Annotated in this window: 23 protein-coding genes; 12 read left to right on the top strand and 11 right to left on the bottom strand. The window is 55.0% G+C overall.

The window, feature by feature from the left end:
• Positions 1-94: 94 nt before the first annotated feature.
• The 3 genes from denD to ltnD are packed head-to-tail and all read right to left on the bottom strand — an operon-like array spanning position 95 to position 2,887.
• A complete protein-coding gene (gene denD / locus ACT3RP_RS11320) occupies positions 95-1,057 on the bottom strand; it encodes a D-erythronate dehydrogenase (protein ID WP_483393804.1) in 963 nt (320 codons plus the stop codon).
• A 50-nt stretch (positions 1,058-1,107) separates the two neighbouring features.
• Positions 1,108-1,905: a 2-oxo-tetronate isomerase gene (gene otnI / locus ACT3RP_RS11315; RefSeq protein ID WP_483393803.1), complete on the bottom strand. Its 798-nt coding sequence runs from the start codon at positions 1,903-1,905 to the stop codon at positions 1,108-1,110.
• Positions 1,906-1,954: 49 nt separating this feature from the next.
• Positions 1,955-2,887, bottom strand: coding sequence for an L-threonate dehydrogenase (ltnD, locus tag ACT3RP_RS11310; RefSeq protein WP_483393802.1), 933 nt, complete (start codon positions 2,885-2,887; stop codon positions 1,955-1,957).
• Positions 2,888-3,020: 133 nt separating this feature from the next.
• Here ltnD and ACT3RP_RS11305 point away from each other — a divergent pair, with 133 nt between their 5' ends.
• A complete protein-coding gene (locus ACT3RP_RS11305) occupies positions 3,021-4,055 on the top strand; it encodes a LacI family DNA-binding transcriptional regulator (RefSeq protein ID WP_483393801.1) in 1,035 nt (344 codons plus the stop codon).
• Positions 4,056-4,067: 12 nt separating this feature from the next.
• Here ACT3RP_RS11305 and ACT3RP_RS11300 read toward each other — a convergent pair whose 3' ends face one another.
• The 6 genes from ACT3RP_RS11300 to ACT3RP_RS11275 all read right to left on the bottom strand — a co-directional run bounded on the left by ACT3RP_RS11300 (position 4,068) and on the right by ACT3RP_RS11275 (position 9,965).
• Positions 4,068-5,483 carry an amidase gene (locus ACT3RP_RS11300; protein WP_441686692.1) on the bottom strand — a complete coding sequence of 472 codons (1,416 nt, stop codon included), beginning with the start codon at positions 5,481-5,483 and terminating at the stop codon, positions 4,068-4,070.
• Positions 5,484-5,507: 24 nt separating this feature from the next.
• Positions 5,508-5,975, bottom strand: a complete 468-nt coding sequence (locus ACT3RP_RS11295; RefSeq protein ID WP_441686691.1) for a RidA family protein — start codon at positions 5,973-5,975, stop codon at positions 5,508-5,510.
• A 40-nt stretch (positions 5,976-6,015) separates the two neighbouring features.
• Positions 6,016-7,290, bottom strand: coding sequence for a TRAP transporter large permease (locus tag ACT3RP_RS11290; RefSeq protein WP_441686690.1), 1,275 nt, complete (start codon positions 7,288-7,290; stop codon positions 6,016-6,018).
• 16 nt (positions 7,291-7,306) lie between these two features.
• The gene (locus ACT3RP_RS11285) at positions 7,307-7,828 is read right to left on the bottom strand and encodes a TRAP transporter small permease (protein ID WP_096277530.1); all 522 of its coding nucleotides are present in this window, start codon (positions 7,826-7,828) and stop codon (positions 7,307-7,309) included.
• A 61-nt stretch (positions 7,829-7,889) separates the two neighbouring features.
• Positions 7,890-8,891 (bottom strand): DctP family TRAP transporter solute-binding subunit, encoded by a 1,002-nt coding sequence (locus ACT3RP_RS11280; RefSeq protein WP_441686689.1) that lies wholly within the window; start codon positions 8,889-8,891, stop codon positions 7,890-7,892.
• Between the two features lie 78 nt (positions 8,892-8,969).
• Positions 8,970-9,965, bottom strand: coding sequence for an asparaginase (locus tag ACT3RP_RS11275; RefSeq protein ID WP_441686688.1), 996 nt, complete (start codon positions 9,963-9,965; stop codon positions 8,970-8,972).
• 216 nt (positions 9,966-10,181) lie between these two features.
• On the opposite strand from ACT3RP_RS11275, the gene ACT3RP_RS11270 reads away from it, so the two are divergent.
• Positions 10,182-10,940, top strand: coding sequence for a FadR/GntR family transcriptional regulator (locus tag ACT3RP_RS11270; RefSeq protein ID WP_441686687.1), 759 nt, complete (start codon positions 10,182-10,184; stop codon positions 10,938-10,940).
• A gap of 71 nt (positions 10,941-11,011) precedes the next feature.
• Here ACT3RP_RS11270 and ACT3RP_RS11265 read toward each other — a convergent pair whose 3' ends face one another.
• Complete coding sequence (locus ACT3RP_RS11265) at positions 11,012-11,899, bottom strand: LysR family transcriptional regulator ArgP (RefSeq protein WP_483393800.1); 888 nt, start codon at positions 11,897-11,899, stop codon at positions 11,012-11,014.
• A gap of 109 nt (positions 11,900-12,008) precedes the next feature.
• Between ACT3RP_RS11265 and ACT3RP_RS11260 the strand changes: the two genes are divergently transcribed.
• Positions 12,009-12,611: a LysE/ArgO family amino acid transporter gene (locus ACT3RP_RS11260; protein ID WP_483393799.1), complete on the top strand. Its 603-nt coding sequence runs from the start codon at positions 12,009-12,011 to the stop codon at positions 12,609-12,611.
• A 44-nt stretch (positions 12,612-12,655) separates the two neighbouring features.
• Here ACT3RP_RS11260 and ACT3RP_RS11255 read toward each other — a convergent pair whose 3' ends face one another.
• The gene (locus ACT3RP_RS11255; RefSeq protein ID WP_483393798.1) at positions 12,656-14,791 is read right to left on the bottom strand and encodes a PhoX family protein; all 2,136 of its coding nucleotides are present in this window, start codon (positions 14,789-14,791) and stop codon (positions 12,656-12,658) included.
• Between the two features lie 244 nt (positions 14,792-15,035).
• On the opposite strand from ACT3RP_RS11255, the gene hemP reads away from it, so the two are divergent.
• The 9 genes from hemP to ACT3RP_RS11210 all read left to right on the top strand — a co-directional run bounded on the left by hemP (position 15,036) and on the right by ACT3RP_RS11210 (position 23,377).
• A complete protein-coding gene (hemP, locus tag ACT3RP_RS11250; protein WP_441685707.1) occupies positions 15,036-15,215 on the top strand; it encodes a hemin uptake protein HemP in 180 nt (59 codons plus the stop codon).
• Positions 15,216-15,323: 108 nt separating this feature from the next.
• Positions 15,324-17,300 (top strand): TonB-dependent receptor domain-containing protein, encoded by a 1,977-nt coding sequence (locus tag ACT3RP_RS11245; RefSeq protein WP_444671878.1) that lies wholly within the window; start codon positions 15,324-15,326, stop codon positions 17,298-17,300.
• 46 nt (positions 17,301-17,346) lie between these two features.
• Complete coding sequence (locus ACT3RP_RS11240) at positions 17,347-18,399, top strand: ChuX/HutX family heme-like substrate-binding protein (protein ID WP_444671877.1); 1,053 nt, start codon at positions 17,347-17,349, stop codon at positions 18,397-18,399.
• Complete coding sequence (locus ACT3RP_RS11235) at positions 18,396-19,298, top strand: heme/hemin ABC transporter substrate-binding protein (RefSeq protein WP_483393797.1); 903 nt, start codon at positions 18,396-18,398, stop codon at positions 19,296-19,298. Before ACT3RP_RS11240 ends, ACT3RP_RS11235 begins: the two co-directional genes overlap by 4 nt.
• Positions 19,295-20,335, top strand: coding sequence for a FecCD family ABC transporter permease (locus ACT3RP_RS11230; RefSeq protein ID WP_444624913.1), 1,041 nt, complete (start codon positions 19,295-19,297; stop codon positions 20,333-20,335). The genes ACT3RP_RS11235 and ACT3RP_RS11230 overlap by 4 nt, the downstream gene beginning before the upstream one ends.
• Positions 20,329-21,090, top strand: a complete 762-nt coding sequence (locus ACT3RP_RS11225; RefSeq protein WP_441685697.1) for an ATP-binding cassette domain-containing protein — start codon at positions 20,329-20,331, stop codon at positions 21,088-21,090. The genes ACT3RP_RS11230 and ACT3RP_RS11225 overlap by 7 nt, the downstream gene beginning before the upstream one ends.
• A gap of 31 nt (positions 21,091-21,121) precedes the next feature.
• Positions 21,122-21,703 (top strand): RNA polymerase sigma factor, encoded by a 582-nt coding sequence (locus tag ACT3RP_RS11220; protein ID WP_444624912.1) that lies wholly within the window; start codon positions 21,122-21,124, stop codon positions 21,701-21,703.
• Positions 21,696-22,697, top strand: coding sequence for a FecR family protein (locus ACT3RP_RS11215; RefSeq protein ID WP_483393796.1), 1,002 nt, complete (start codon positions 21,696-21,698; stop codon positions 22,695-22,697). The genes ACT3RP_RS11220 and ACT3RP_RS11215 overlap by 8 nt, the downstream gene beginning before the upstream one ends.
• 68 nt (positions 22,698-22,765) lie before the next feature.
• Positions 22,766-23,377: a biliverdin-producing heme oxygenase gene (locus ACT3RP_RS11210; RefSeq protein ID WP_483393795.1), complete on the top strand. Its 612-nt coding sequence runs from the start codon at positions 22,766-22,768 to the stop codon at positions 23,375-23,377.
• The last annotated feature ends 109 nt before the right edge of the window (positions 23,378-23,486 follow it).

Raw genomic sequence — 23,486 nt, 5'->3', positions numbered from 1 at the left:
CTTCGTTGTATTTATTAGTAAGGATGACGGGAGCCTTGGCTCCCCTTCTTGCTCGCCCATCAACTAGGCGTTATTACAGCTAGGCATAGCGACTTCAGTGATACTCGGCCACATAGGCATCAACAATCTGCCGAAAGTCACGATCTCCGACAAATCCAAGCTGAGTAGCCTTAGCCGTTTCAAAGCGGGCAGGCCAGCTCGCCACTAAGGGCTCGATGCGTGGGTCCGGCTCATGGTGCACAAGCGCTACCGCCTCTGGCCCAGCGATCTCTTGCAAAGCATCCAACATCTCAACGACATGGGTGGTAATGCCGGGCAGGATGAAAGCGCGGAATTTACCGAGCGCTTCTTGAGGGATATCGGCCCCGTGTACCAGCGCATCAATTACCTTGTCTGGTGACATCACGAACAGCGGCTGGTTTAGCGAGACCGGGCAAATGGCCTTCTCACCGTTCAAAGGCTCACGCAGAATACTTGAGGCAAAGCTTGAGGCCGCCGCATTAGGCCGCCCAGGGCGAATCACGATCGTTGGCAGGCGCAGCACAAGGCCGTCGATAAGCCCACGACGGCTGTAGTCGTTAATTAACAGCTCACACATCGCCTTTTGCGTACCGTAAGACGTTTGCGGCTGCAACGCGGTCATATCATCAAGTACGTCGGGCAAATCACCGCCATAAGCAGCCACGGAGCTTGCCATGATAAAGCGGGTGTTACTCAGATCACGAGCACGGCAACCTTCCAGTAGCGCTCGCGTGGCATCAAAATTGACCAGCATCCCCAGGTCAAAATCTGCCTCTGCGGCGGAACTCACCACCGCGGCCAAGTGATAAATAACATCAGGGCGTTGATCCAGCACGCTATCCAGCGCACCGGGCTTAGTAATATCGACTGCCAGCGATGTCACCGAGACATTGCTTTGCGATGGCTGCGGCGCCTCAACTTGGTCAATCAGCGTTAGCCGGGTGATAGGCTGCTGACGAAGCTCGCCTCGCGCCAGTAGCTGCTGGACTAAACGCTGGCCGAGAAAGCCAGCGGCACCAGTAATAGCGATATGCATTGTGTCGATCCTATGTAGCCATTGTTATTGTGTCTTCAGCCGAAGATAGCTCAACGATCCGTTAAACCCCACGGCTTGCCCCAGCCTAAGCCTGCGCGGGTTTCAGCCTGCGGGCGGTACTCGCAGCCAACCCAGCCGCTATAGCCCAAGGCGCCCATGCGCTCAAAAAGAGCGGGATAGTGCACTTCCCCTACATCAGGCTCGTGGCGCGTTGGCACGCCCGCAATCTGAATATGGCCGATGGCACTAAACTGACGCTCAAGATGGCGTAGCAAATCACCGTCCATAATCTGGCAGTGATAGAGGTCAAACTGGAGCTTCACATTCTGTGCCCCAACTTCTTCGATGACCGCCATGGCCTGGGCTTGGCGAGACAGAAAAAAGCCGGGCATATCGCGCGTATTAATGGGCTCGATCAAGATGTCTCGGCCGACTTTCGCCGCCTCGCGCGCCGCATAGCGCAAATTGCTGATATAGATCGCATGATGCTCAGCGACGGTATCCGCATCGGCGCCCTGCGGTAGCAGCCCTGCCATGGCATGTACCCGCGGGCAGTTGAGCACTTCGGCGTAGCGTAGCGCCTCCATCACTGAGTCACGAAATTCACCTTCACGCCCCGGCAGGCTCGCCAAGCCTCTTTCACCCGCGTCCCAATCACCTGGCGGCAGGTTGAACAGCACCTGCTCCAACTGCGTTTCTGCCAATGCATGGCGCAATTCTTCGGCAGCAAACGCATACGGAAACAGGTACTCCACGCCCTTAAAACCGGCCTCTGCGGCGGCCGAAAAGCGATCTATAAAGGCGTGTTCGTTAAACAGCATGCTGAGGTTGGCGGCTAGTCGAATCATCGCAGTACTCTTTTTAATAGCGGTGCTCTTTTGATGGGCTGCATTGTTCTCAGCCTCCGCATGCATCGTTAGCCGCTTCAGGTAACGTGATGCCCGATAAACGCTGATAAACTTTTATCACCGCCGAATCGTCTTCACGTCCAAAACCCGCGCCGCTGGCAGCGGTAAACAGCTGCAGCGCGCTAGCCGCGATCGGCGTTGTTAGCGACAGTTCGCGCCCAGTTTGATGCACAATATTGAGATCTTTAACGAAAATATCCACCGCTGACAGCGGCGTATAGTCGCCACTCAGAATATGCGGCACACGATTTTCAAACATCCAAGAGTTGCCTGCCGAATGGCTAATGACGTCAAAAATCACTTCTGGATCGAGTCCCATACGAATACCGAGTGCCATCGCCTCAGCAGCGGTGGCAATATGCACCCCGGCCAGCAGTTGATTCACAAGCTTCATACTAGAACCAACGCCCGGCGCATCATCAAGGCGATAGACTTTGGCGGCCATGGCATCAAGCACAGGCTGAGCGACGGTGAACGCCTCGGGCGAACCGGACGCCATCACTGATAAGTCACCGCTTTTCGCTTTAGCCGCCCCGCCGCTAATGGGTGCATCGAGCATCATTAAGCCTTCTGCCGCTAAGCGCTCGCCAAGCTGCTTTGCTTGGCTTGGCGCCACCGTTGCGCACTGCATAACGAGGCTATCCGGTGCCAAATGACCGACGACGCCCTGCTCACCGAACAATACTTGCTCAACCTGTTCTCCGTTGACAACAACTACCAGCACAATATGGCAGTCAGCAAGGTCTGCAGGCGTTGCAACGCTACTGCCCCCTGCTGCCGTGAAGGCTTCGCGAGCTGCTGCCGAAATATCACAGCCTGTCACATTAAGGCCGCGCTGAAGCAAGGCAGTAGCGGTGCCCATCCCCATAACGCCTAGGCCTATTACTCCAACGCGGAGGGCTTGTTGGCTACGTTCACTCACCTGGCGATACCTCGCTGCGGTTGTATTGACTGTCGCTGTACTGGCTATAGCAGTGCTGCGAATGATAGCGCTACCATTCTTTCTAGATTATTCTTTGCGTATCGACAAGCTGAACATAAGGGATGCGCGACCAATGTCTAAAGAGCCGACCAGCGGCACTAAACAGCGCCGCCGCTCTGATCAGGTCACACTTAGCCAAGTGGCAGAGGCGGCAGGCGTATCACCGATTACCGCCTCACGAGCGCTGAATCATCCCGATAAAGTGAGTGAGCGGGCTCGGCACAGCGTTCATGCCGCGGTGGAGCGTTTAGGCTATGTCCCTAATCTCATTGCAGGCAGCTTAGCCTCCTCCCGCTCACGGCTGGTTGCGGTCATTGTGCCTTCGCTGGTTAACACTGTGTTTGTTGAGGTTATTCAGGGGCTTCAAGAAACGCTAGAAGCGCAGGGCTACCAAATCCTGCTCGGCAATACCGATTATGACTTGGATCGCGAATATCAGCTGGTGCGCACTTTTTTGGGCTGGTCGTGCTCGGCACTGGTGACCGCAGGCCTGCGCCATAACCAGGCATGTCATACGCTGCTCGCCAACTGGGACCATCCCATTATGGAGGTGATGGAACTGGGTAAAGCGATGGATCTTAACGTTGGGCTCGACCATGTGGCCGCAGGCCGCTGCATGGCTCATCACCTTATTGAAAAAGGCTATCGCCATATTGTTTATGTCGGTGCTCGTCTGTCTCAGGATTATCGCGCAGGCATGCGCTTTGAAGGGCATAAATCAGTGTTGCAAGCTAAAGGGCTGGCAGTACCGCTGGTAGAACTCAACACGCTTGGCAGCCTGCAGGCTGGCGCGGAAGGCCTAGCCCAGGTACTAGCCCAATACCCTCATACACAGGCCATTCACTTTGCTAACGACGATTTGGCCGCAGGTGCTCTGCTGGCCGCCCAGCGCCAAGGCCTGAAGATCCCAGAAGATATCGCCATTGCCGGATTCAATGGTTTGCCTCTTGGCCGACACGTAACGCCACAGCTCACCACTATTCTCTCACCCAGAGAAGAGATAGGCCGCCTAGCCGCCAGCACCTTAATACAGCGGCTCAGCGGCAAAGCCGTCGAGCACCGCCAGCATGACGTTGGTTTTACCCTCCAGGCGGGTGGCAGTACTTAGCATTGCCCTCAGTTACAGCATTGGAGGATGACCAAGAATATCCAACCCCGTGCCCAGCTCATTTTCAATTGCCTGGCCAATCGCCAGCAGCTTGGCATCTTGCCATGGGCCGCCTAGCACTTGCAGGCCAACGGGCATGCTTGCAGCATCTTTTCCCACCGGCAGCGTTAGCGCACATAGACCCAGAAAGTTAGCGATCACTGTATTGCGAAGGGCATGCATATTGGCTTTAGAATAAGCGCCTTCCGGCTGCAGGCTCTGAATAGTGGGCGGGGTAATGGCCACTGTCGGGGTAAGCACGGCATCCACATCCGCCATGCGAGCGGCGGCGGATTGATAGAGCGAATCCAGCACCGTACGACGACGCACGTACTCCCAGGCAGGCATATCATCAGCCGCTGCGATACGGGCAGCCACATTAGGGTCAAGAGAAGCAATCATCTCGGGTAGTTCGGTTTTTAGAAATGCTGCCAACTCAGCGGCTGCTACACCGCCCAGTTTGAAGAGTGAATATGCTTCTTCGATGCCCGGCAATTCCAACGTCACTATCCTTGCTCCGGCGCCTTCCAGCTGTTTTATAGCCGCGCGAACGGTTTCTGCAATGCCTGGACTACAGTCATCCCAGAAAAATGTTTCCGGCACGCCAAAGGTGAGGTCCGCAAGCACCGGGGTCGCCGGTATTCGACTATCGTTGCCGCCTCGCGCGCCATCACCCAACTGACCATCCAGTGCATCAAACGCAAAGGCCAGGTCATCCACCCGCCGCGCCAGCAGGCCAGGGGTATCCAGCGTGGTCGAGAGTGGCACAATTTGTTGGGTCGACCAGCGCCCGGCAGTGGTTTTCAACCCTGCGACGCCGGTCATCGACGCGGGAATACGCACTGACCCTGCGGTGTCGGTGCCCAGCGCCAGGCTAGCAGTGCCACTCACCAGCGAAACACCCGCTCCGGAGCTCGAACCGCCAGGCACTCGATGCTGACCAATATCCCAAGGATTACGCGGCGTTCCCCAGTGAGCATTAGTGCCCAGCCCACCAAAAGCAAACTCAACGGAGTGGGTTTTACCCATCACGGAAGGTAACTGTTTCAGTAAAGCACTCACTACAGGCCCAGCAGACTCCCACCGTTTCGGCAGTCGCTGAGAAGAACCCGCATAAGTGGGCAATCCAGGCACTGCGTAAATATCCTTGATCGAGACCGCTATCCCCATCAGCGCACCGACATCACCACCTTGGGCGAGTACAGTATCAGAGGCTTTGGCCATCGCTAGCGCTTGTTCACCATTCCAGGTGAGGTAAGCATGATCATGTTTGCCGCGCTGTTGATAAGCAGCTATCGATGCCTCGGCAAGTGTAGTGGCGGTTAACGTACCCGCTCGCAAGCGAGCATGCTGCTCACGCAAAGATAGAAATATCGGTGAATCCTGCATACGTCACGTACCTCCATCCGGTGTCTAACGTACTTCAAAAATCGCTTCGACTTCCACTGCAGCATTACCAGGTAGAGTAGCTACCCCAATGGCGGTTCTGGCGTGTCGCCCAGCCTCGCCAAACAGCGCGACAAATAGCTCCGAGGCACCGTTGATAACCAGAGGTACATCGTGAAAGCCCGGCGCCACATTGACGAAGCCATTCATGCGTACGCAGCGCACCACTCTAGAGAAGTCACCCTCAAGTGCATCGCTAAGTGATGCCAACAGATTTAAAGCACATGTTTGGGCTGCTAGCTTACCGGTTTCAAGGTCAAACTCAGCGCCCACCTTTCCCGAATAGAGAACATCACCCCCACGCTCACAAATTTGCCCGGCTAAAAACAGCTGGCTGCCCAACTGAGACCAAGGCAAAAACATGCCACGCGGTTTTGGAATCACGGGAAGCGTAAGGCCCTGCTCCGCCACCGCTTGTTCAATTGTTTTACTCATTGTTCGTTGTCCTTATTGATTAACGTATTCACGCTATTAATTAATAAATTAGCGATGGCAGCCAGGTACTTAACCAGGGTATATAAGTGATAATGATCAGCGCAATTAGCATCAAACCAATGAGCGGCAAGCAGGCCTTAAATACTTCCTGAAGTGACATTTTGGAGATTGCCATAGCGACAAACAGGTTCAGCCCTACCGGTGGTGTAATCATACCCACCGAGAAATTGATTAACGTGATAATGCCGAAATGAACCGGATCGACGCCTACTTGCGCGGCGATAGGCTGCAGTAGCGGTGAGAGCACGATGATCGCTGAAGCGCTATCGAGGAAAAAACCAGCAATAATCATCACGATGTTAAAGAGCGCCATGACCTGAAACGGATCATCTGTCCAAGACAACACTTGCCCCGCCAGTTGGCTCGGTGTGCCGGTAATGGCAAGCAGCCAAGAAAAAGCGGAGGCACCCGCAGTAATCAGCAGCAGCGTGGCGGAAATCAGCCCTGAACTTCTCAGCGTACCCATCAGTTCCATTACATTGATCGTGCGATACACCACCATGCCAACAAACAGCCCATATATGCAGGCAACGGCTGCCGACTCCGTAGGGGTAAAAACTCCGCTGTAGATACCACCCAGCAAGATCACCGGCAGGCCCAGTCCCCAAGCGGCGTCTTTAAAAGCCGCCAAAATTTGACGCAGTGTCGGAAATGAGGAGCGCTCATAGCCTTTGATGCTGCTAAACACAATGCAGTAGGCAATCAGGATAGAGGCAATGACAATGGCCGGTAGTAAACCTGCCGCGAACAGACGCCCAACCGAAGTTCCGGTCACAGAGCCATAGATAATCAGCGCAATACTCGGCGGCACAATCGGCCCTAACGTACCGGCGGTGGCAATCAAACCAATCGCGAAGCGTTTATCGTAGCCAGCCGCTACCAGCGCCGGAAACATAATCGAGCCAATCGCCACCACCGTGGCGGGGCTTGAGCCGGAAATGGCACCGAAGAATAAGCATGAAAGCACGGTAGCCGCTGCTAAACCGCCGGGCACCCATCCGACTAACGCTTTGGCTAAATTGATTAACCGATCTGAAAGTCCACCAATGCGCATTAGCTCTGCCGCCAGAATAAAAAACGGAATCGCCATGAGCGAGAAGTTATTCATACCGGTAAACATGCGCATCGGCACAATGACCGGGTTGGTGGTGCCAAAAAACTCGATCGCTAAAAACACCGCTAATGCTAAAGAAGCAAAGATAGGTAACCCAAGCAGTAGCACGGCAAAAAAGATGGGTAATAATGCAGTAATCATAGTCGCTCTCCTGGGATTAAATGAGCTTATCCGAGCCGGCCACAAGCTCTTCGGAGAGACCTACCGGAGGCTTTTTCCAAACTTCATTAATGACCCATAGATAGCGAAGAGTCAGCAAAACACCGGATACGCCAATAGGCAGATAAAACCATGCCATCGGCAGGCGAAGTGCCGCTGTTAGCTGTCCACGGTCTAGCGTACTGAAATAGAGAACGAAGCCGTAATAGGTCATAAAGCCTGCGAATATGATGCCAATGATCGCCGCGATCATATGCAGCCATCTATTAACGGCGGGCGAAGCAATTGCATTAATCACATCCACCGAAATATGCGTGCCATGACGCACGCCCATACTGGCTCCTACGAAACTCATACAGATAATGGAGTAAATAACGACTTCTTCAGCCCAAAACAGCGAACCGCTAAAGCCGTAGCGATAGACGACTTGGATGGTAGTGAGGATGGTCGCAATCGACATGAAAACGACCATCGCCACACTTTCCAAGCGATCAAGACATTTATTGAGCGCTTCGAACATGAGACATCCGCACCCTTAATTGGGTAAAAGGAAAGGAGCTAGGTTTTAGGAGATCCTAGGATCAGTACTCGATACCAACAGCGTCATATACTTTGTGCAGCAACTCAGTGGTGACGATGTCTTCATATTCTGCGTGCACCGGCATACTGGCTTTAATAAAAGCTTCGCGCTGTTCTGGGGTGAGTGCATTAATCGCGATTTCGTCTTTGATTTCTTCCATAATGGTTTCTTCATCCCGCAGCGTTAGCTCACGGGACGTATCTCGGCCATTATCAAAGGCTTCCAGCATGACCGCCTGCAGGTCTTCCGGCAGTGAGTCCCAGGAATCCTGGTTCATCACCGCAGCATAGGCGTGATAAGCATGACTGGTCAGCGAAAGGTAATCCTGAACTTCGTGGAATCGCATGGTGTAGATATTAGCCAGTGGGTTTTCCTGGCCCGACACTACCCCTTGCTGTAAGCCGTTATAAACCTCGGTAAAAGCCATTGCGGTCGCATTCGCACCCAGGTTTTGATACGTGGAGATGATGATGGGCGCTTGCATGGTGCGCATGCGAATATTTGCCATATCTTCGGGCGCTTCAATAGGGCGATCATTGTTAGTAATATGACGAAAACCTGCTCCCCAGAAGTTGATGCCAATCATATTATGGCCACTCAAAGTATCGAGAATTGCTCGGCCTACCTCACCATCAAGAGTTGTAACCATGGTGTCGTAATCTGCAATTAAGAACGGTAAATCCAAAATTTGCATGCGCGGTTCAAAGTTGCCTAGCGTAGCCGTTGGTGGAATACCAATATCCACGAGCCCCATTTGAATCTGCTCGATAATTTCCACATCGCCGCCCACTTGAGCGGCAGGTAATACGTTGATTTGAATACGCCCGTCAGATTTTTCCTCCACCTCTTCTTTAAATTGCAGTGCCGCTTGGCCGTTAGGTGTCCCTTCAATTAATACATGAGCAAAACTAAAGGTGTAATCGGCCGCCTGAAGTTGAGCTGCACTAAAAGAGGCAATTGCGATAGCAGCGGATAGGGTGACTTTCTTTAGTATTAGTTTCATGTCCAGCACCTTATTTAATTATGGTGGGTTATTTTTTTAGTGTTTTGTTACTGCATTTGAGCAAGATTAAGAGTCCACTCATGCCATCATGCGTTCCATCGCATTACCCAACGCTGCGCGCGGGGTACTACTCAGCAGTAAGGCAAGCGCGAGTCTTGCCTTACGTGCACTGATATCGTTGAGCGCTATCACTCCGGCCGACAATAAGTCGTCGAGGCTACCGCTAAATTCATAGCTGGTGTTCACCGGCCCTTGAGCACAACTGCTCACAACCGCTACGGGCACACCCGCGCTAACCAGTTCCCTTATTGCGTTCATCCAGCTAGGCGGCACATGGCCACGCCCTAAACCATCAATTACTATCGCCTTTGCTCCACTCTCGACACAGACTTTCAATACGTCTGGTGAGGCATCCAAATAGGCTGGCAGTAGATCAACTCTTGGTAGCGGAAAGTCCCATCCTTCGATCGGGTTCGCCACCGCCGCTGCTGCGTGATAAAGCTTTACGCGCTGCCCATCGATATATCCCAACGGCCCGGCGCCGGGCGCATTAAAACCGTGCAGTTGGAAGCTGCTCATTTTTCGGGCATAGCGTGCAGTGAATAACGACTCGTTAAAAACCACCACACAGCCATGCTGACGCAGCTGTGGGCTTGTCGCCGCCACAATGGCATCGCAGATATTTTTAAACGCGTCGGTGCCTAGCTGGTGAGGTGCTCGCTGCGAACCAGTAATGACACAAGGTTTATCAGCCGGCAGCGTGAGTGACAGAAAGTAAGCGGTTTCTTCTAAGGTATCGGTACCATGAGTGATCACCAGCCCGTCCACATCCGGGCGTGCCAGCGCTTTTCGCCCTTGAAGATACAACTCAGCGAGATCAGCGAGGGTGATGGCGTTACTGGGTTTTTGCAGGATCGAAATAACTTCTACCGTGGCTTCGACCCCCTGCGGTAGCACTACCCGATCCAGCAATTGCTCACCGTTTAATGCGCCTGACTGGCTACGCCCTGATTCGCCAGGCTTACTGGCTATGGTGCCGCCCGTCGTCAACACCACGATGTGTTTTTTGGTCATGCAGGTTCTCGCATTTAATGTCTAATCGATTCGGACACCAGACATCAGATGTCTGATATCATGCTAGACCTACTAACGAGCTTTATGCAAGCAGCGTACATAAAACAATAAAAAATATGCATATTTCTTTTAAATATATGCAATCAAGCGTATTAAGCCGCTAGGCTTACGCTTTATTAGCATGTAATAAATACCGATGAGCCACGTGAGGCCCACATGAGTTTTAAACGCCAGCCCGAGACTACCCCCACGAACACGACTTCTTTTGGAGATTCGATGGAGCGCAGCTCAGTCGCGCTGCAACTACTCGAGCGCATCAAAAGTGCCTTGATACGCGGCGACCTAAAGCCGGGTGACTATTTACCTTCAGAAACTGAATTGACCCACAGCCTGGGCATTGGCAAATCAAGCGTGCGCGAAGCCATAAAAATGCTGCAAGCCATCGGCATTGTGGAAGTCAAACGTGGTCAGGGCACTATGATTCGCCGCGAGCCAGGCAAGCCGCTGGTGGATCCTATGGCCTTTGGGATGATTTTAGCGCGCGGTATGACGAGGGACGTGCTGGAATTTCGTAACATGTTTGAACCTGCGTATACCCTTCAAGCAATGGGCGAAGCAACGGCACAGGATCATCAGCGCATTCAGCAGAGTATCGACGCCATGGAAGAAGCGATCCGGGTAGGGGCACAAACGTCTCAGCACGATATCGCCTTCCATCGCGCCATTCTGCACAGCACCCATAACCCCATGACCATCCGCGTCGGGGAGACCTTACTGCAACTGATAGAAGCCGCGCTGGAAACCTCAATGCGGTCGCTACCTGAAACCGCTTTAAAAGATCACAAAGCGATTTATAAAGCTTTCAAAGCAGGCGATAGCGCGGGCATTCATGCGGCGATTGCCGTTAGTAGCGACAGCTGGGAAACCAACCTTACCTATGAAGGCGACAGCGGATTGAGCACTCCCTCAGCTTAAAATTAACTATAAATTATCATTAACACTTTAACTGACCGCATAAAGCCCTTCTCGACATTTTGCTAAAATAGCTAAAGCGGCACCAACGCTTTTAACGCTGTACGGCGAAGGTGCTGCGTCAAACCGGCTAATAGGCGCCCGCCATTACGCCAGTAGTGCCAGTAAAGCGGCACGTCGATGGAACGTCCTGGGATCAGCTCCACTAGCTTGCCTTGCGCCAGTTCATTGCGCACTTGCAGCTCAGGCACCATTCCCCAGCCAAACCCGCTTTCAAGCAAACGTACAAAGCCCTCAGAAGAGGGACACAGATGATAGGCAAAGCTGCCCGTTACGCCAAACGTTGCTAAATAGCGATGCTGCAGTAAGTCATCTGCACCAAATACGATAGCGGGCGCCTGGGGTAAAACCTGCGCCCTAACGCCAGCTGCGAAATACCGCGCGATGAAGGCTGGGCTTGCCACGGCAAGATAGGGCATAACGCCCAGCACTTCGCTATTCGCTCCCGCCACCGGGCGCTCGGCGGCGCATACGCAGCCCGCTACTTCGCCAGCGCGCATGCGCTTTAATCCCACTTCCTGATCTTCGACTATCAACTCCAGCAGTACGTTTTGATGGGCGCAAAAATCGCCAACCGCCGCCGCCCACCACGTCGCCAAACTGTCAGCGTTGATCGCTAAACGTAGACGCTCCGGCATGGCGTCATCGAGCATTGGCACTTGGTCTTGAAGGTCGCGTTCAAGCAAGCGCACCTGCTGCACATGATTGAGCAATCGACGGCCAACATCGGTCGGCGCGGGCGGCGTCGCTCGAATCAGCACAGGCTGGCCAATACGTGCTTCAAGCAGCTTGATACGCTGAGAGATAGCCGACTGCGACAGCCCCAGCGCTTGTGATCCCCGCTCAAAACCACCCTGCTCGACGACTGCCGCTAACGCCGCCAATAATTTGTAATCAAGCAATTCATTTTCCTAATGGTATATCAGTAATATTCGTTTTCCTTATACACGCAGCGGCAGCACACTTACCAACAATTTCATCAACATTAAGTAGGCCGCTATGTGGCAGGGTATGTGGCAAAGTTATATCAACGGCCTGCTGGTCGCTATCGGGCTAATTATGGCGATTGGTGCTCAGAATGCGTTTGTGCTCTCACAAAGCCTGCGCCGTGAATATCATCTAGCCGTAGCGCTGCTATGCATGGTTTGCGACGCGGTGCTGGTAGCCGCGGGCGTATTCGGATTGGCAGGCATATTGATGCAAAGCCCGCTACTGCTTGGCATTGCGCGCTGGGGAGGCATTGCTTTTCTGCTTTGGTACGCAAGCCAAGCACTGCGCCGCGCTTGGCGCCCCGTTACGCTTGAGGCAAACGGCACGCAGGCGCGTTCTTTCCACGCGGTGATGCTGGCGACACTGGCCGTGACCCTGCTCAATCCGCATGTTTATCTCGACACGGTCGTGCTGATTGGCTCGCTAGGTGCCCAGCAGCCAGTTCCGAGCGCCTACGCGCTGGGCGCAGCTAGCGGCTCGGCGCTATGGTTTAGCGCGCTAGCCCTGGGAGCTTCCTGGCTAGCGCCCTGGCTATCAAGGCCGTTAACTTGGCGACTGATCGATATTGGCGTAGCCATTATGATGGCGACCATTGCCTTTCAGCTGCTTGTCGATGGGCTTTAGGGCTATCGCCGAGTAGTTCGACGCTGTGCGCTACAGGGCTGAGGTTACACCCCCACCGGACCACCATCGCGTTTCTGAATGACCACCGTCGCAGCTCGTGGGCGCACTTGGCCGCTGGCGGCAATGGTGGCGTCTTGAACCAGCGCGCCGCCGTCAGCGGGCCAGTTGCCGGGGTGCTGAATATTGATAAACAGCGCGGTTTTATCCGGCGTGGCAAAGATACCGGTGACTTCACTGCCATTAGGCCCTACCGCGAAACGCTTTAGCTGCTGCTGATTGCTATTGTTAATTACCGGGCCGGTGCCTTGAATATCGCCCAGCCCGTTAGGTACTACCGCAAGCAATTGATCGTTTGTATATTCCGTTAACCCGCCATAGCCATTATCGGTTTGAATCCAAAGAATCCCCTGGCCGTCACCACGCTCGTCGAACCACAACCCATCGGGGCTCGCGAACTGGTTCATTTCGCTCAGGCCAGAGTGGTTATCCACATCGCTTGCCGCGGCACCAAACACAAACACTTCCCAGGTGAAGGCGTTCGGCAAACGGCTTTCGCGCCAGCGGATAATATGCCCCGCTTCGTTATTGGCACGCGGGTTGGACGCATTGGTGGGCGCTGTGCCATAACCAACGCCTAACTGCTCAATGTCGTCACCGGTATTGGTAAACGTCGGCGTGGTTTCTTCGGCGGTACGCTGAGTATTATTGGTCAGCGTGAGGTACACCTCGCCTGATGTAGGGTCGACAGCCGCCCATTCTGGCCGGTCCATTGGTGTTGCGCCCATAAAATCCGCCGCATCACAGGTATTAATGATAATTCCTGCGTGGTCGTCGTCTGCCAAGCCCAGCGCCACGGCTAGCGTGCGGCCATCCTGCGTTGTCGCATCAGGCGTCAGCGCTAGCCACTCACCACTGCCATCGGCATGGAAACGGGCCACATACAGCGTGCCGTTATCCATATATCGACTACCGATAGCCAAGCGGTCGTATTCTTCGCCGGGGCGGTTGGCATCAGCGGGATTCCAGAGGGCATCAGAAACGTATTTATAGACATACTCATTGCGCGAATCATGGCCAGAGTAGTAAACCACCGGCTGACCGGCTTCCAGCTTGCCCAGCCAGCAGCCTTCATGGCGAAAACGACCCAGTGCCGTGCGCTTAACGGCGAGCGCATCGCTATACGGGTCCACTTCTACCTGATAGCCAAACGAGCGCGCCTCGTTGCGATAGTCGTCAGCCGCGTGTTCACCTCGTGGAGTAATATCGAAACGGCCAAACTCATCGTTGTCCTCAGAGGCATCGCCTGCCGAGGTATCCCAGCCATAGCGGCTTTTATCGGTAGGAATACCGATGCGCGCATCGTCCTGGAAGCGTTCACCACGGTTAACGAAAATATCCGGCCAGTTCTCTTCGCAGGCAATATAGGTACCCCAGGGAGTAACACCGTTGCCACAGTTATTGTTGGTGCCTCGGGTCTGCATGCCCGACGGTGAAAACTGCGTTTTGACGTAGTCGCTACCGGCAACAGGGCCTGCGATTTCCATCACTGTTGCGCTGGTAAAGCGGCGGTTATAAGACGAGCCCGGCACATGTGCCCAGTGGCCGTTGGCATCTTTTTCAACCTCAACCATGGTGACACCGTGGGCATTGATCTCGGTGCGTGACTCATCGGCGGGCCGCTTACCGCTTTTTGCATTAGTCGGACCACCCTGAGGTGCCCACAGCGCTTCTTGATCGATATATTCATTGTTAAGCGCCAGTACAAATCGACGCGAGGCGTTATCGGCATCTAGCGCAAACCCTGCCATGCCGTCATGGTGCATGCCCACACTCACAGCCTGGCGATCAGGCGTCATCGGCTGGTCAGCCTGCCAGGTATCGGCAGCGCTGAGCGGCGTACCCCAGGGTACTAGCACCTGTGCCACATAGCCTTCTGGCACCACTATCGCGTCAGTCAGTGAACCGTGTACGGCTTCGAAGGCCAGCGTCAGCGGTGTTTTTTGCGTGCCGTTTGAGGCAAGTGCCTGAGCGGCGCCACCAAAACTCAGCATTGAGGCCGCCGCCATGCTCAAGCCGCCACGCATCACATCGCGCCGAGATACATGTTTTGCCAATACCGCTGCGAACGGTTCATTGCGGCTTGGGTTAAGCAGACGATGATCTTCGATCTCTTTACTCATGTTGGGTCTCCCTCGTATCGTTTTAAGCTAACGATTGAATTTCAAGAGACTTTAACTGAGCAAAATGACAGCGCGATGACGGTCTGCCTGCCTGTATATAGGTAAATTAAAGACACCTTTTGGCACAGTTGCTGCCATTAATCGCATGATGACAAGCGTTTACCTCCCAAAGCCTATTGAGTAGCATTCTCAACTCTGTTAAATTAACGCTAATAGTTATCATTAACACAGGAGTCATCATCGCATGCAGTTTCCCGACAAGGGCGCTGAGCAACGCCATGCGCCAGTAGTGGCGCCTATAGCGGCGCGTGAAGTGGATAGCAAAGAGCTGCTGGGAAGCGCTGGTCAGCTGATTATTCATCATGAACAAAGACGCTATATCTTGCGTCGCACCAAAAGTGGCAAGTTAATCCTTAACGCATAAGCACACCCTAATTTTAAAAACTAATACAGCAACAGCCAGCCATATTGCAGCCTAACTGCACTCAGCCAGCGATGTCTTCCACCTCTCTTTGTTGGAACTATCCGGCTCATGAAATACACATGCGCGTTCAGCGGCCTTTGCCTCACTTTTTTCCCTCTACTCGCCGCTTTTGCAGACGATGCTGAACTTAATCCGGTAACGGTGACGGGCACTCGCGCGCCGACGGACCTCTCTCGGGCACCGCTGATTATCGACATCATTAACCGCAATGATGCGGTGCTAGCAACGGCTAGCCGAGTGGAAGACATCCTTAGCCGCCAGCCGGGTCTGCATGTCGCTGGTCAGGGGCGCCGCAACGGTCAGACGTTGAGTATGCGTGGTTTTGGTCGCTCAGGCGTGCTGATACGTTTAGACGGCGTGCGGCAGGATATTTCGACGGGCCATGTCGGCAACTTTTTCCTCGACCCTGGCTTAATTCAGGAAGTACAGGTAGCTCGCGGCGCCCTCTCCAGCTTATACGGCAGCAATGCGATGGGGGGTGTGGTCAGCTTTACGAGCGTTGATGCCGATGACCTGCTGGCACCTGGCGAAGATAGCGGCGTACGCCTTTCCGTTGGTGGCGCCACCGCTAGCGATGAATTACGCGGCAGCCTAACGGCCTTTGGCCGCCGCGATACCGCCAACGGCAAGGTGGATGGCTTATTTTCAGTCGGCCGCAGTGAGTCTGGCGATATTCGGCGCGCCGGTGGCGATCAAGCAGAGGAAGACGCCACCCTCAACAGCCTACTGTTAAAAGGCGGTTGGGAGCCAAACGACGACCAGCGGGTATTTATCAGTTGGCAGCATTACGACGAGCGCGCAACCCAGCCTGCCAACCCTCAGCAGCTTTCAACAGATGCCAGCAGCCCACTGCGTGACCGCGATGTTGAGAGCAATAACGTGCAGCTTGGCCATCGCTGGCAGCCTGGCGCCGCGACCGAGATCACCTCGCGGCTAACCTTTAGCCAGCAGGATATTGATGAGCCCCAGGCCAGCCGCTCATTAGAACGTATCGGCTTGCAAAGCGATGGCTACCATCGTATGGATCACGGCTGGCTCTCCCAAACGCTGGTGTTTGGCGCCGAACTGGAACAGGCCCGCCAGCGCCCAGAGGGTGAAGCCAACGGCTTCCCAAAAGCCGACATTGACACCCAAGCCGCGTATTTAGATACCACGCTAACGGCGGGGCGCTATTTGTCTGATGGCGGCGCGGGTCAGTTTGATGTTGGTTTGGGTGCGCGCTTTGATCGCTACGACGCTACCGGGCAAGACGATGGTGACAGTGTCCATGATCAAGTATCGCCACGCTTTCGTCTTGCCTGGCGTCCTGATGATGCGCTGATGCTGTTCTCTGGCTACGCCGAGGCTTTCCGCGCACCTAGTCTCTCCGAGCTTTACGCCAACGAGCGTCATTTTGCCGGTTTCTGCGCCGGGCCATTTTTCTGCACCCCGGACAACTACTGGATACCCAACCCCAATCTTTCCCCCGAAACCAGCAGCACGTGGGAAAGCGGCGTGGTCTGGCACCAGGGCGATTGGCAGGTACGCGCCAGCTATTTCGACACCCGCGCGGACGACTTTATCGACACTCAGGTCGACATCATGGCAGGCACTACCCAGGCGGTGAACATTCAACGTGCTCAGCTATGGGGCTATGACGCCCGCGTGACATGGCAGCCTAGCGCTCTCCCATCACTGACCAGTTTTGCCGGTCTTTCGGAAGTCTCCGGCAAAGACCGCGACTCTGGCGACCCACTGGGCAGCCAAACACCGCTAGAAGCAACGCTGGGCAGTGAGCTGGCGCTCTATGGCAGCAATATTCGCCTAGGTTGGCAAAGCCGATTCGCTCAATCCTTCGATAAGCAGAGCGACGACGAGCGTCTACCTGGCTACGGCCTTCACGATTTACATCTTGCCTGGCGTCTTACTCCGGCCGTTGACACCTCGCTGCGGCTCGCCAATGCAGGCGACAAAGTGTGGTACCGCCCCGATGGCAGTCTAGGCGATGGGCGCAGCCTATTCGCGACGCTCAACTGGCAGTGGTAACCAAGATAGTCATCAACCCACTCAGTGACCTATGCAGAGGTAAGTCATGATTGAGTCTCAACAAATCGCTATTTACGAAGCTTTCGACGCGGCGCGAGCGGCCCAGCCACGGCTACCCGCGATTGACATTGCCGAGCGCTTAGCGATTAGCGAAGGCGAACTCCAGGCCGCCCGCCTCGGGCGCGATGTGTGGACGCTACCCTTAGCACCGAATGAACTTGCCGCTTACCTACCCCAACTGGGCTGTGTTAAAGCGCTCACCCGCTCTCGCTTAGCAGTACTCGAGCAAAACGGCGATTACCCTGAGCTAAACGGCGGGCCGCAAACGGGGCTGTTGCTTGGTCCCGGCGGCCTAGATCTAAGACTGCTCTATTCGCACTGGCACTGGGCCTGCTTAATTCGGGACACGATGCCGCCACTCGAAGGCAAAGAGACATGGCGCTGGAGCATTCAGGTGTTTGATCGCCATGGGCGCGCTATCCACAAATGCTTTGCCCTCGAAGACCCGCTGCCGCGCCCTTGGGACGAACTAATGGCCATGGGCAATAGAGATTCGCCAGCCTTTACCCAGTTAGCGCCACGCTTACCGCGACAGCTTCCCGACACGCCCTCTCTCGCCAGCGAGTGGAGCGCGATGCGCGATGTCCACCAATTTTTCACGCTACTGAGACGGCATCAATTAGAGCGTATCGAGGCCAACACGCTCATGGAAGGTCGTTTCACCCGAGCCTTGCCTACCAATGCACTGGAAACATTGCTAACCCAGGCGAGCCAGCAGGCTCTGCCGCTTATGCTCTTTGTGGCAAGCCCCGGCTGCGTGCAGATACGTACGGGCATCGTCCCTCCTCCGCAGCGCGCCCGCGGTTGGCTGAACCTATTTGGCGATCAATTCACCCTGCACATTGATGACACGGCGGTTAATCACATCTGGCAAGTCAGCAAGCCCAACCGTGATGGCGGCGTTACCAGCATTGAAGCCTTCGATAGTGAAGGGACTCTTGCGCTGCAAATTTACGCTGAACGCCAAGAAGGTCAGGTAGAAAGGCGAGACTGGCGGCAGCTACTAAGCACGCTGGAAAGCTGTGCGGAGGTTGCATGACTCAGCAGCACGTGGCTTCCCGCTTAGTGGCCATGATGACACTGGCATGGCTGTGCGTGGGCACCCCTCTCGCCCATGCCGACGAGCAACCGTCGACTAACGAGCGCTGGGTAGTCCTCGGTGGTGATATCGCCGAAACACTGGCCGCACTGAGTGCCGACGCCAACGTGATCGCTCGCGACGATACCGTCCTTTATCCCCCGGCCATGGCTGACTTACCTTCGGTTGGTTACTTACGCCAGCTCTCTGCGGAAAGCGTGCTGTCGGTTCAGCCTGACCGCGTGCTGGCCGCCGAGCATGCCGGCCCGAAAGAAGTGCTGGAACAGCTGACGGCAGTGGGGATAACGATCGATATTATCGCAGCCCCCAACACGCTAGAGGCTATTCCTGCCAAGGTCCGCGCGGTGGCACAGCAGACTAATCGTCAACGTGAGGGAGAGCGGCTAGCAGTTTCTTTAACCGCAAAGCTGGAGCGCCTAGCCGCGCTGCCTGCACTGCCACCGACCCGAGCCATGTTTGTGATGCAACATAGCGGTCTGACGCCGAGAGTAGCGGGAAGCGGCACGGCAGCCCATACCGCCTTAGAGGCCGTTGGACTAGAAAACGCGTTTGCAACCATGCAGGGCTATCACAATGTGGGCGCCGAAGCGCTGGCGAAAGAAGCCCCCGAGCTGATGGTCATATCGCAGCGCGGATTAGATGCCTTGGGTGGCGAAACGGCGCTATGGAAACTACCGGGAATGGCATTAACGCCAGCGGGCCATGCGCAGCGCTTGATAATCATTGATGACCAGGCGCTGCTCGGCTTTGGCCCCCGTGCGCCGGATCAACTCCTCGCGCTGCGCCAACAGGTAGAAGCGTTATTAACCGCGTCAACGACAGCTCGGACTAATCAATGACCATTAGCCTAAGCACGCACCGCCCTCGTGCTTGGCTGCCGGCTAGCCGCGCGCCGCGCGTTCTTATGGGCTTAACCATTGCGCTGATGATCGCCTTAATGTGGGGCGCGGCCTCGGGGGTGCTGGGCATTTCCCCCTGGGCGCTCATAAGTAGTAGCACCAGTGAGCTCAGCGTGCAGGTGTGGTGGCAATTGCGCTTACCCCGGCTGCTGCTAGGCGTTGCCGTTGGCGCCATGCTGGCAGGCAGCGGCGCCGCCATGCAGGGCTTGTTTCGCAACCCGCTGGCCGACCCAACGCTGCTCGGCCTAGCCAGCGGCGCGGGTCTCTTTGTCGCGCTGTGGATCGTACTGTTTCAAGGCAGCGCGATGGGTAGCCTTTATGGTCAGTTCGCAGCGGGTTTTTTAGGTGCGTTAAGTGTTTGCGTCATCGTCTTTGGCTTAGCAAAACGCCAAGGCGGCAGCAGTGCGGCGGTCATGACGTTGCTGTTAGCGGGCCTGGCGATTAACACGCTGGCAGGTGCCGGTGGCGGCGTGCTGGCCTTCATCGCCAACGACGAACAGCTGCGCCAACTCAGTTTATGGGGCATGGGTACGCTCACTAACGCGTTATGGCGTACTACCGCCATCGCGCTGGTACTGATTAGCATTGCACTGTGGATGCTATTGCGCAGTGCCAGCGAACTCGACCTGCTGCAGCTTGGCGAATCCACCGCCCATGCGGCAGGACTAGATGCCTCGCGCCTCAAGCGTCGCGTCGTTGTCGCCACCTCGTTAGGCGTCGGGCTGTGCGTTGCACTGACCGGTGTCATTGGTTTTCTTGGCCTGCTAGTTCCCCACTGCCTGCGTCTGTGGCTAGGACCCAGCCATCGCCTGCTGCTGCCCGCGTCAATGCTAGGTGGCGCACTACTGTTGGTCGTCGCCGACACGCTGGCGCGCACACTAGGCGCACCGGCAGAGATTCCGGTGGGTCTGCTCACAAGCCTCCTGGGTGGGCCTTACTTCCTTTACTTATTGATGCGCCGGAGCTCGTCATGCTGACCCTGCATAAAGCGGGATTATCGACGATGCCCTCCTTAGCCCCCATCGACGGCACCATTCGCCCTGGTGAGCTACTCGCTATTGTCGGCCCCAACGGCGCCGGTAAAAGCACGCTACTCAGCATGTTGTCAGGCTATCGCCCTTGCGAGGAGGGCGAAGTACGTCTGGATGGTCGTTTACTACAGGAATGGGAGATAGATGCCCTGGCCAGCCGCCGTGCGCTGGTCGCACAGCAAGAACCGCTGGGCTTTGATTGGCGAGTGGAGGAGTTGGTGTGCTTAGGCTGCAACCCAGAAAAAGCGCTCATTGCCGAACTGCTCGATGACTTAGATCTCATCCATCTTGCTAAGCGCAGTGCGCTTACGCTTTCCGGCGGCGAACGCCAGCGTGTCATGGTCGCGCGAGGCGCCTGCCAGATTCTCTCCAGACGCTCTGCTACCGCCCATGATGGTGGTCTTTTGCTATTGGATGAACCTACAAGCGCACTGGACATTGGCCAACAGCAGCGACTCATGCGCCAGCTGCGTGTCTGGGCTGAACAGCATCAGATGGCGATCGTCTGTGTGCTGCACGACCTGAATCTGGCCAGCACCTACGCTGACCGAGTGTGGTTGCTCAATAAAGGCCAGCGCATTAGCCACGGCTTACCAAACCAGGTGCTTAGTCTCGACACTATCGCTGATATTTATGCAGCGGAACTCCAACTCATTCGCGCCAGCCCTGCAGCGGCGCCTTTTCTTGCCCTTAGACCTTGATGCTTTTATTTATGTTATGAGCGAGCTTCGCATGACTAAGCCCCCTGCTGTGCTGCTGCGCATGTTTCTCAACGAAAGGCACCGTCTCGTTAAACGCATCAAGCAAGTCGTTGGAAGTACTAGTGTCGCAGAAGACTTAGCGCAGGACACGTTCGTAAAGCTGTGGCAGCGCTCCTCCAAAGACGCCGATACCGCGGGTTTGCTGCACCGTACTGCGCAAAATTTAGCGTTGGACTATTTGCGCTCTCAGGCAGTACGACGGCGTTACCAAACCAATGAACTAAATACCGCTGCTGATGAGCCGCCTCAGGCACCAAGCCCAGAGCAGATAGCGAATACGATGCAACAGTGGCAGCGGCTTACCGAGCAACTCAACGACTTACCGCCAAGGACAAAGCGTGTCTTCTTACTTAATCGCATTGAAGGTGAGACCTATAACGCGATTGCTGAACGCCTTGGCATTTCTATTAGCACCGTTGAAAAAGACATGATGCGGGCAATGCGACTGTGTCGTGAATGGCAACGACAATCAATTAATGAGGAAGAAGCACCGGCTAAACGTTGTATTAATAATAACAAGCCACGTATTCAGAAAGGGCTAGATCGTGACTAAGCCAAATGAACCTACACGTCAGCAAACGCAAGAGCCTATTTATGACGACGACATCATTGATGAGGCCACCGGTTGGCACCTAAAAATCAAGGACGAAAGCGCAACACAACAAGATCATCAGGCCTTTCAAGTTTGGTTAAACGCCATGCCCAGCCATTATCAAGCCTACCAAGAGGCAGTGCATCTTTGGCAAGCGGTTGAAGCCCCTGCTCGCCTTCTTGCTATTCAGTCATCACCCGCCAAACCCACACGGGTAACGGAACGAGCATGGGGATGGGCAGCGGCTGCGCTGTGCGTATTGGGCTTGCTGCTAAGTTTTGAATTATGGCGTGAGCCCGGTCACTGGGATCACCTAATGGCTGCGACGATAACAGCACCTGGGCAAACACAGCACCTCCAACTGACCGATGGCTCAACGCTGCTACTTGATGGCAATAGCGCGATAAAGACTGATTTTAAACAGACGCAAAGGGGATTAACGCTACGCCGCGGTCGCCTCTGGATTGATGTCGCCAAAGATGCTCAGCGACCGTTCCTCATTACGGCGGGAGACACCTTAGTACATGTTGTAGGAACTCACTTTTCTGTCATGCGTAGCGGGGGCCAGGTAACGGTCACAGTTGCAGAAGGACAGGTGACCGTCAGTGATAGTACCGACCGCCAAGCCATGCTGGTGGGCGGCCAGCAAATTACCATGCAAAACGGTGAGCTCGGCCCTATCTCATTCGTAGAGCTACCTCTGGCGCTTTCTTGGCGGGAGGAAAGGATCGTGTTTGATGATGCCGCAATGAGCGAAGTCGTCGCGCAGTTAGAGCGCATGCTGCCAGGTCGCCTTCTTTTGGATACCCAAGCGTTTGACGACGTGCGCCTTTCAGGCAGCTTCCCGGCGAACAAACCGGTGGCATTACTCGACACATTAACCAATGTCTTTGATATCACCGTCCATCGCTTGCCGGGCAACATCGTTTGGCTGCGTCCGTCGCATACCGGCTGATATCACACCGAGGAGAAGCCAACTCTGTATTTGCCCCTCTTTACTCACCTAACTGTCGCGAGTGACTTATGGAAGCACTACTCCCCCTCTCCAAAGGGGCTAACACACTGCCGCTAAGCAAGCGCTTAAAGCTGGATACACATTCTGCCCATGAGCGTGTGGATCAAGCCATTATGGCGCTATCTCCTTTCGCCAGTCTTGAAGGCTACCAACGCTTTCTTTTTGTGCAGTATCAGTTTCAACGCCATACAGCACCTCTCTATCAACAAGAATCGCTATGCACTTGGCTGGCAGGATTAGCCGAGCGTTGCCGGTACGACGCGGTGATCAGAGATTGCCAAGACTTAGCCATTCACCTGAACGCATTGGACGAGCACGCCCTTGCGCCACCGACCATCGGCTCACAGGCCGCAGCGCTTGGCTGGCTGTACGTGAGTGAAGGCTCAAACTTAGGCGCAGCCTTCTTATTTAAGTACGCCAGCCAACTCGGGCTTTCCGATAAATTTGGCGCCCGGCATCTAGCACCTAGCGACTCCGGTCGCGGTCTGCACTGGCGTCGTTTTACCGCTCAGTTGGATGCCGTCTCTTTGGAAAAGCAAGAGGCAATTCAAGCTTTAAACGGCGCCAGAGACGCTTTTCAATTCGTCAAATCGCTAGTATCAGAAGCATCAAAAAGATAACAGGGAATGGCAATGAATCAGATGATAAAAGCCCTCATATCCAGGCTACGTGCATATGGCCTTCCCATCGCCTCTCTACTACTCAATTGGTGGGCAGCTAGCCTATTTA

This window comes from Halomonas sp. AOP5-B2-8 (assembly GCF_052376475.1).
Lineage (GTDB): Bacteria > Pseudomonadota > Gammaproteobacteria > Pseudomonadales > Halomonadaceae > Vreelandella > Vreelandella casei.
This window is presented reverse-complemented; position numbering and strand designations above follow the sequence as displayed.

Bases quoted from the DNA above. Each gene is read 5' to 3' on its own strand.
- ACT3RP_RS11240 (WP_444671877.1), top strand. From the start codon at position 17,347: ATGATTGAGTCTCAACAAATCGCTATTTACGAAGCTTTCGACGCGGCG.
- ACT3RP_RS11300 (WP_441686692.1), bottom strand. From the start codon at position 5,483: ATGCAGGATTCACCGATATTTCTATCTTTGCGTGAGCAGCATGCTCGC.
- hemP (WP_441685707.1), top strand. From the start codon at position 15,036: ATGCAGTTTCCCGACAAGGGCGCTGAGCAACGCCATGCGCCAGTAGTG.
- ACT3RP_RS11235 (WP_483393797.1), top strand. From the start codon at position 18,396: ATGACTCAGCAGCACGTGGCTTCCCGCTTAGTGGCCATGATGACACTG.
- otnI (WP_483393803.1), bottom strand. From the start codon at position 1,905: ATGATTCGACTAGCCGCCAACCTCAGCATGCTGTTTAACGAACACGCC.
- denD (WP_483393804.1), bottom strand. From the start codon at position 1,057: ATGCATATCGCTATTACTGGTGCCGCTGGCTTTCTCGGCCAGCGTTTA.
- ACT3RP_RS11210 (WP_483393795.1), top strand. From the start codon at position 22,766: ATGGAAGCACTACTCCCCCTCTCCAAAGGGGCTAACACACTGCCGCTA.
- ACT3RP_RS11245 (WP_444671878.1), top strand. From the start codon at position 15,324: ATGAAATACACATGCGCGTTCAGCGGCCTTTGCCTCACTTTTTTCCCT.
- ACT3RP_RS11220 (WP_444624912.1), top strand. From the start codon at position 21,122: ATGACTAAGCCCCCTGCTGTGCTGCTGCGCATGTTTCTCAACGAAAGG.
- ACT3RP_RS11260 (WP_483393799.1), top strand. From the start codon at position 12,009: ATGTGGCAAAGTTATATCAACGGCCTGCTGGTCGCTATCGGGCTAATT.
- ACT3RP_RS11230 (WP_444624913.1), top strand. From the start codon at position 19,295: ATGACCATTAGCCTAAGCACGCACCGCCCTCGTGCTTGGCTGCCGGCT.
- ACT3RP_RS11225 (WP_441685697.1), top strand. From the start codon at position 20,329: ATGCTGACCCTGCATAAAGCGGGATTATCGACGATGCCCTCCTTAGCC.
- ACT3RP_RS11305 (WP_483393801.1), top strand. From the start codon at position 3,021: ATGTCTAAAGAGCCGACCAGCGGCACTAAACAGCGCCGCCGCTCTGAT.
- ACT3RP_RS11295 (WP_441686691.1), bottom strand. From the start codon at position 5,975: ATGAGTAAAACAATTGAACAAGCGGTGGCGGAGCAGGGCCTTACGCTT.
- ACT3RP_RS11255 (WP_483393798.1), bottom strand. From the start codon at position 14,791: ATGAGTAAAGAGATCGAAGATCATCGTCTGCTTAACCCAAGCCGCAAT.
- ACT3RP_RS11285 (WP_096277530.1), bottom strand. From the start codon at position 7,828: ATGTTCGAAGCGCTCAATAAATGTCTTGATCGCTTGGAAAGTGTGGCG.
- ACT3RP_RS11270 (WP_441686687.1), top strand. From the start codon at position 10,182: ATGAGTTTTAAACGCCAGCCCGAGACTACCCCCACGAACACGACTTCT.
- ACT3RP_RS11275 (WP_441686688.1), bottom strand. From the start codon at position 9,965: ATGACCAAAAAACACATCGTGGTGTTGACGACGGGCGGCACCATAGCC.
- ACT3RP_RS11290 (WP_441686690.1), bottom strand. From the start codon at position 7,290: ATGATTACTGCATTATTACCCATCTTTTTTGCCGTGCTACTGCTTGGG.
- ACT3RP_RS11280 (WP_441686689.1), bottom strand. From the start codon at position 8,891: ATGAAACTAATACTAAAGAAAGTCACCCTATCCGCTGCTATCGCAATT.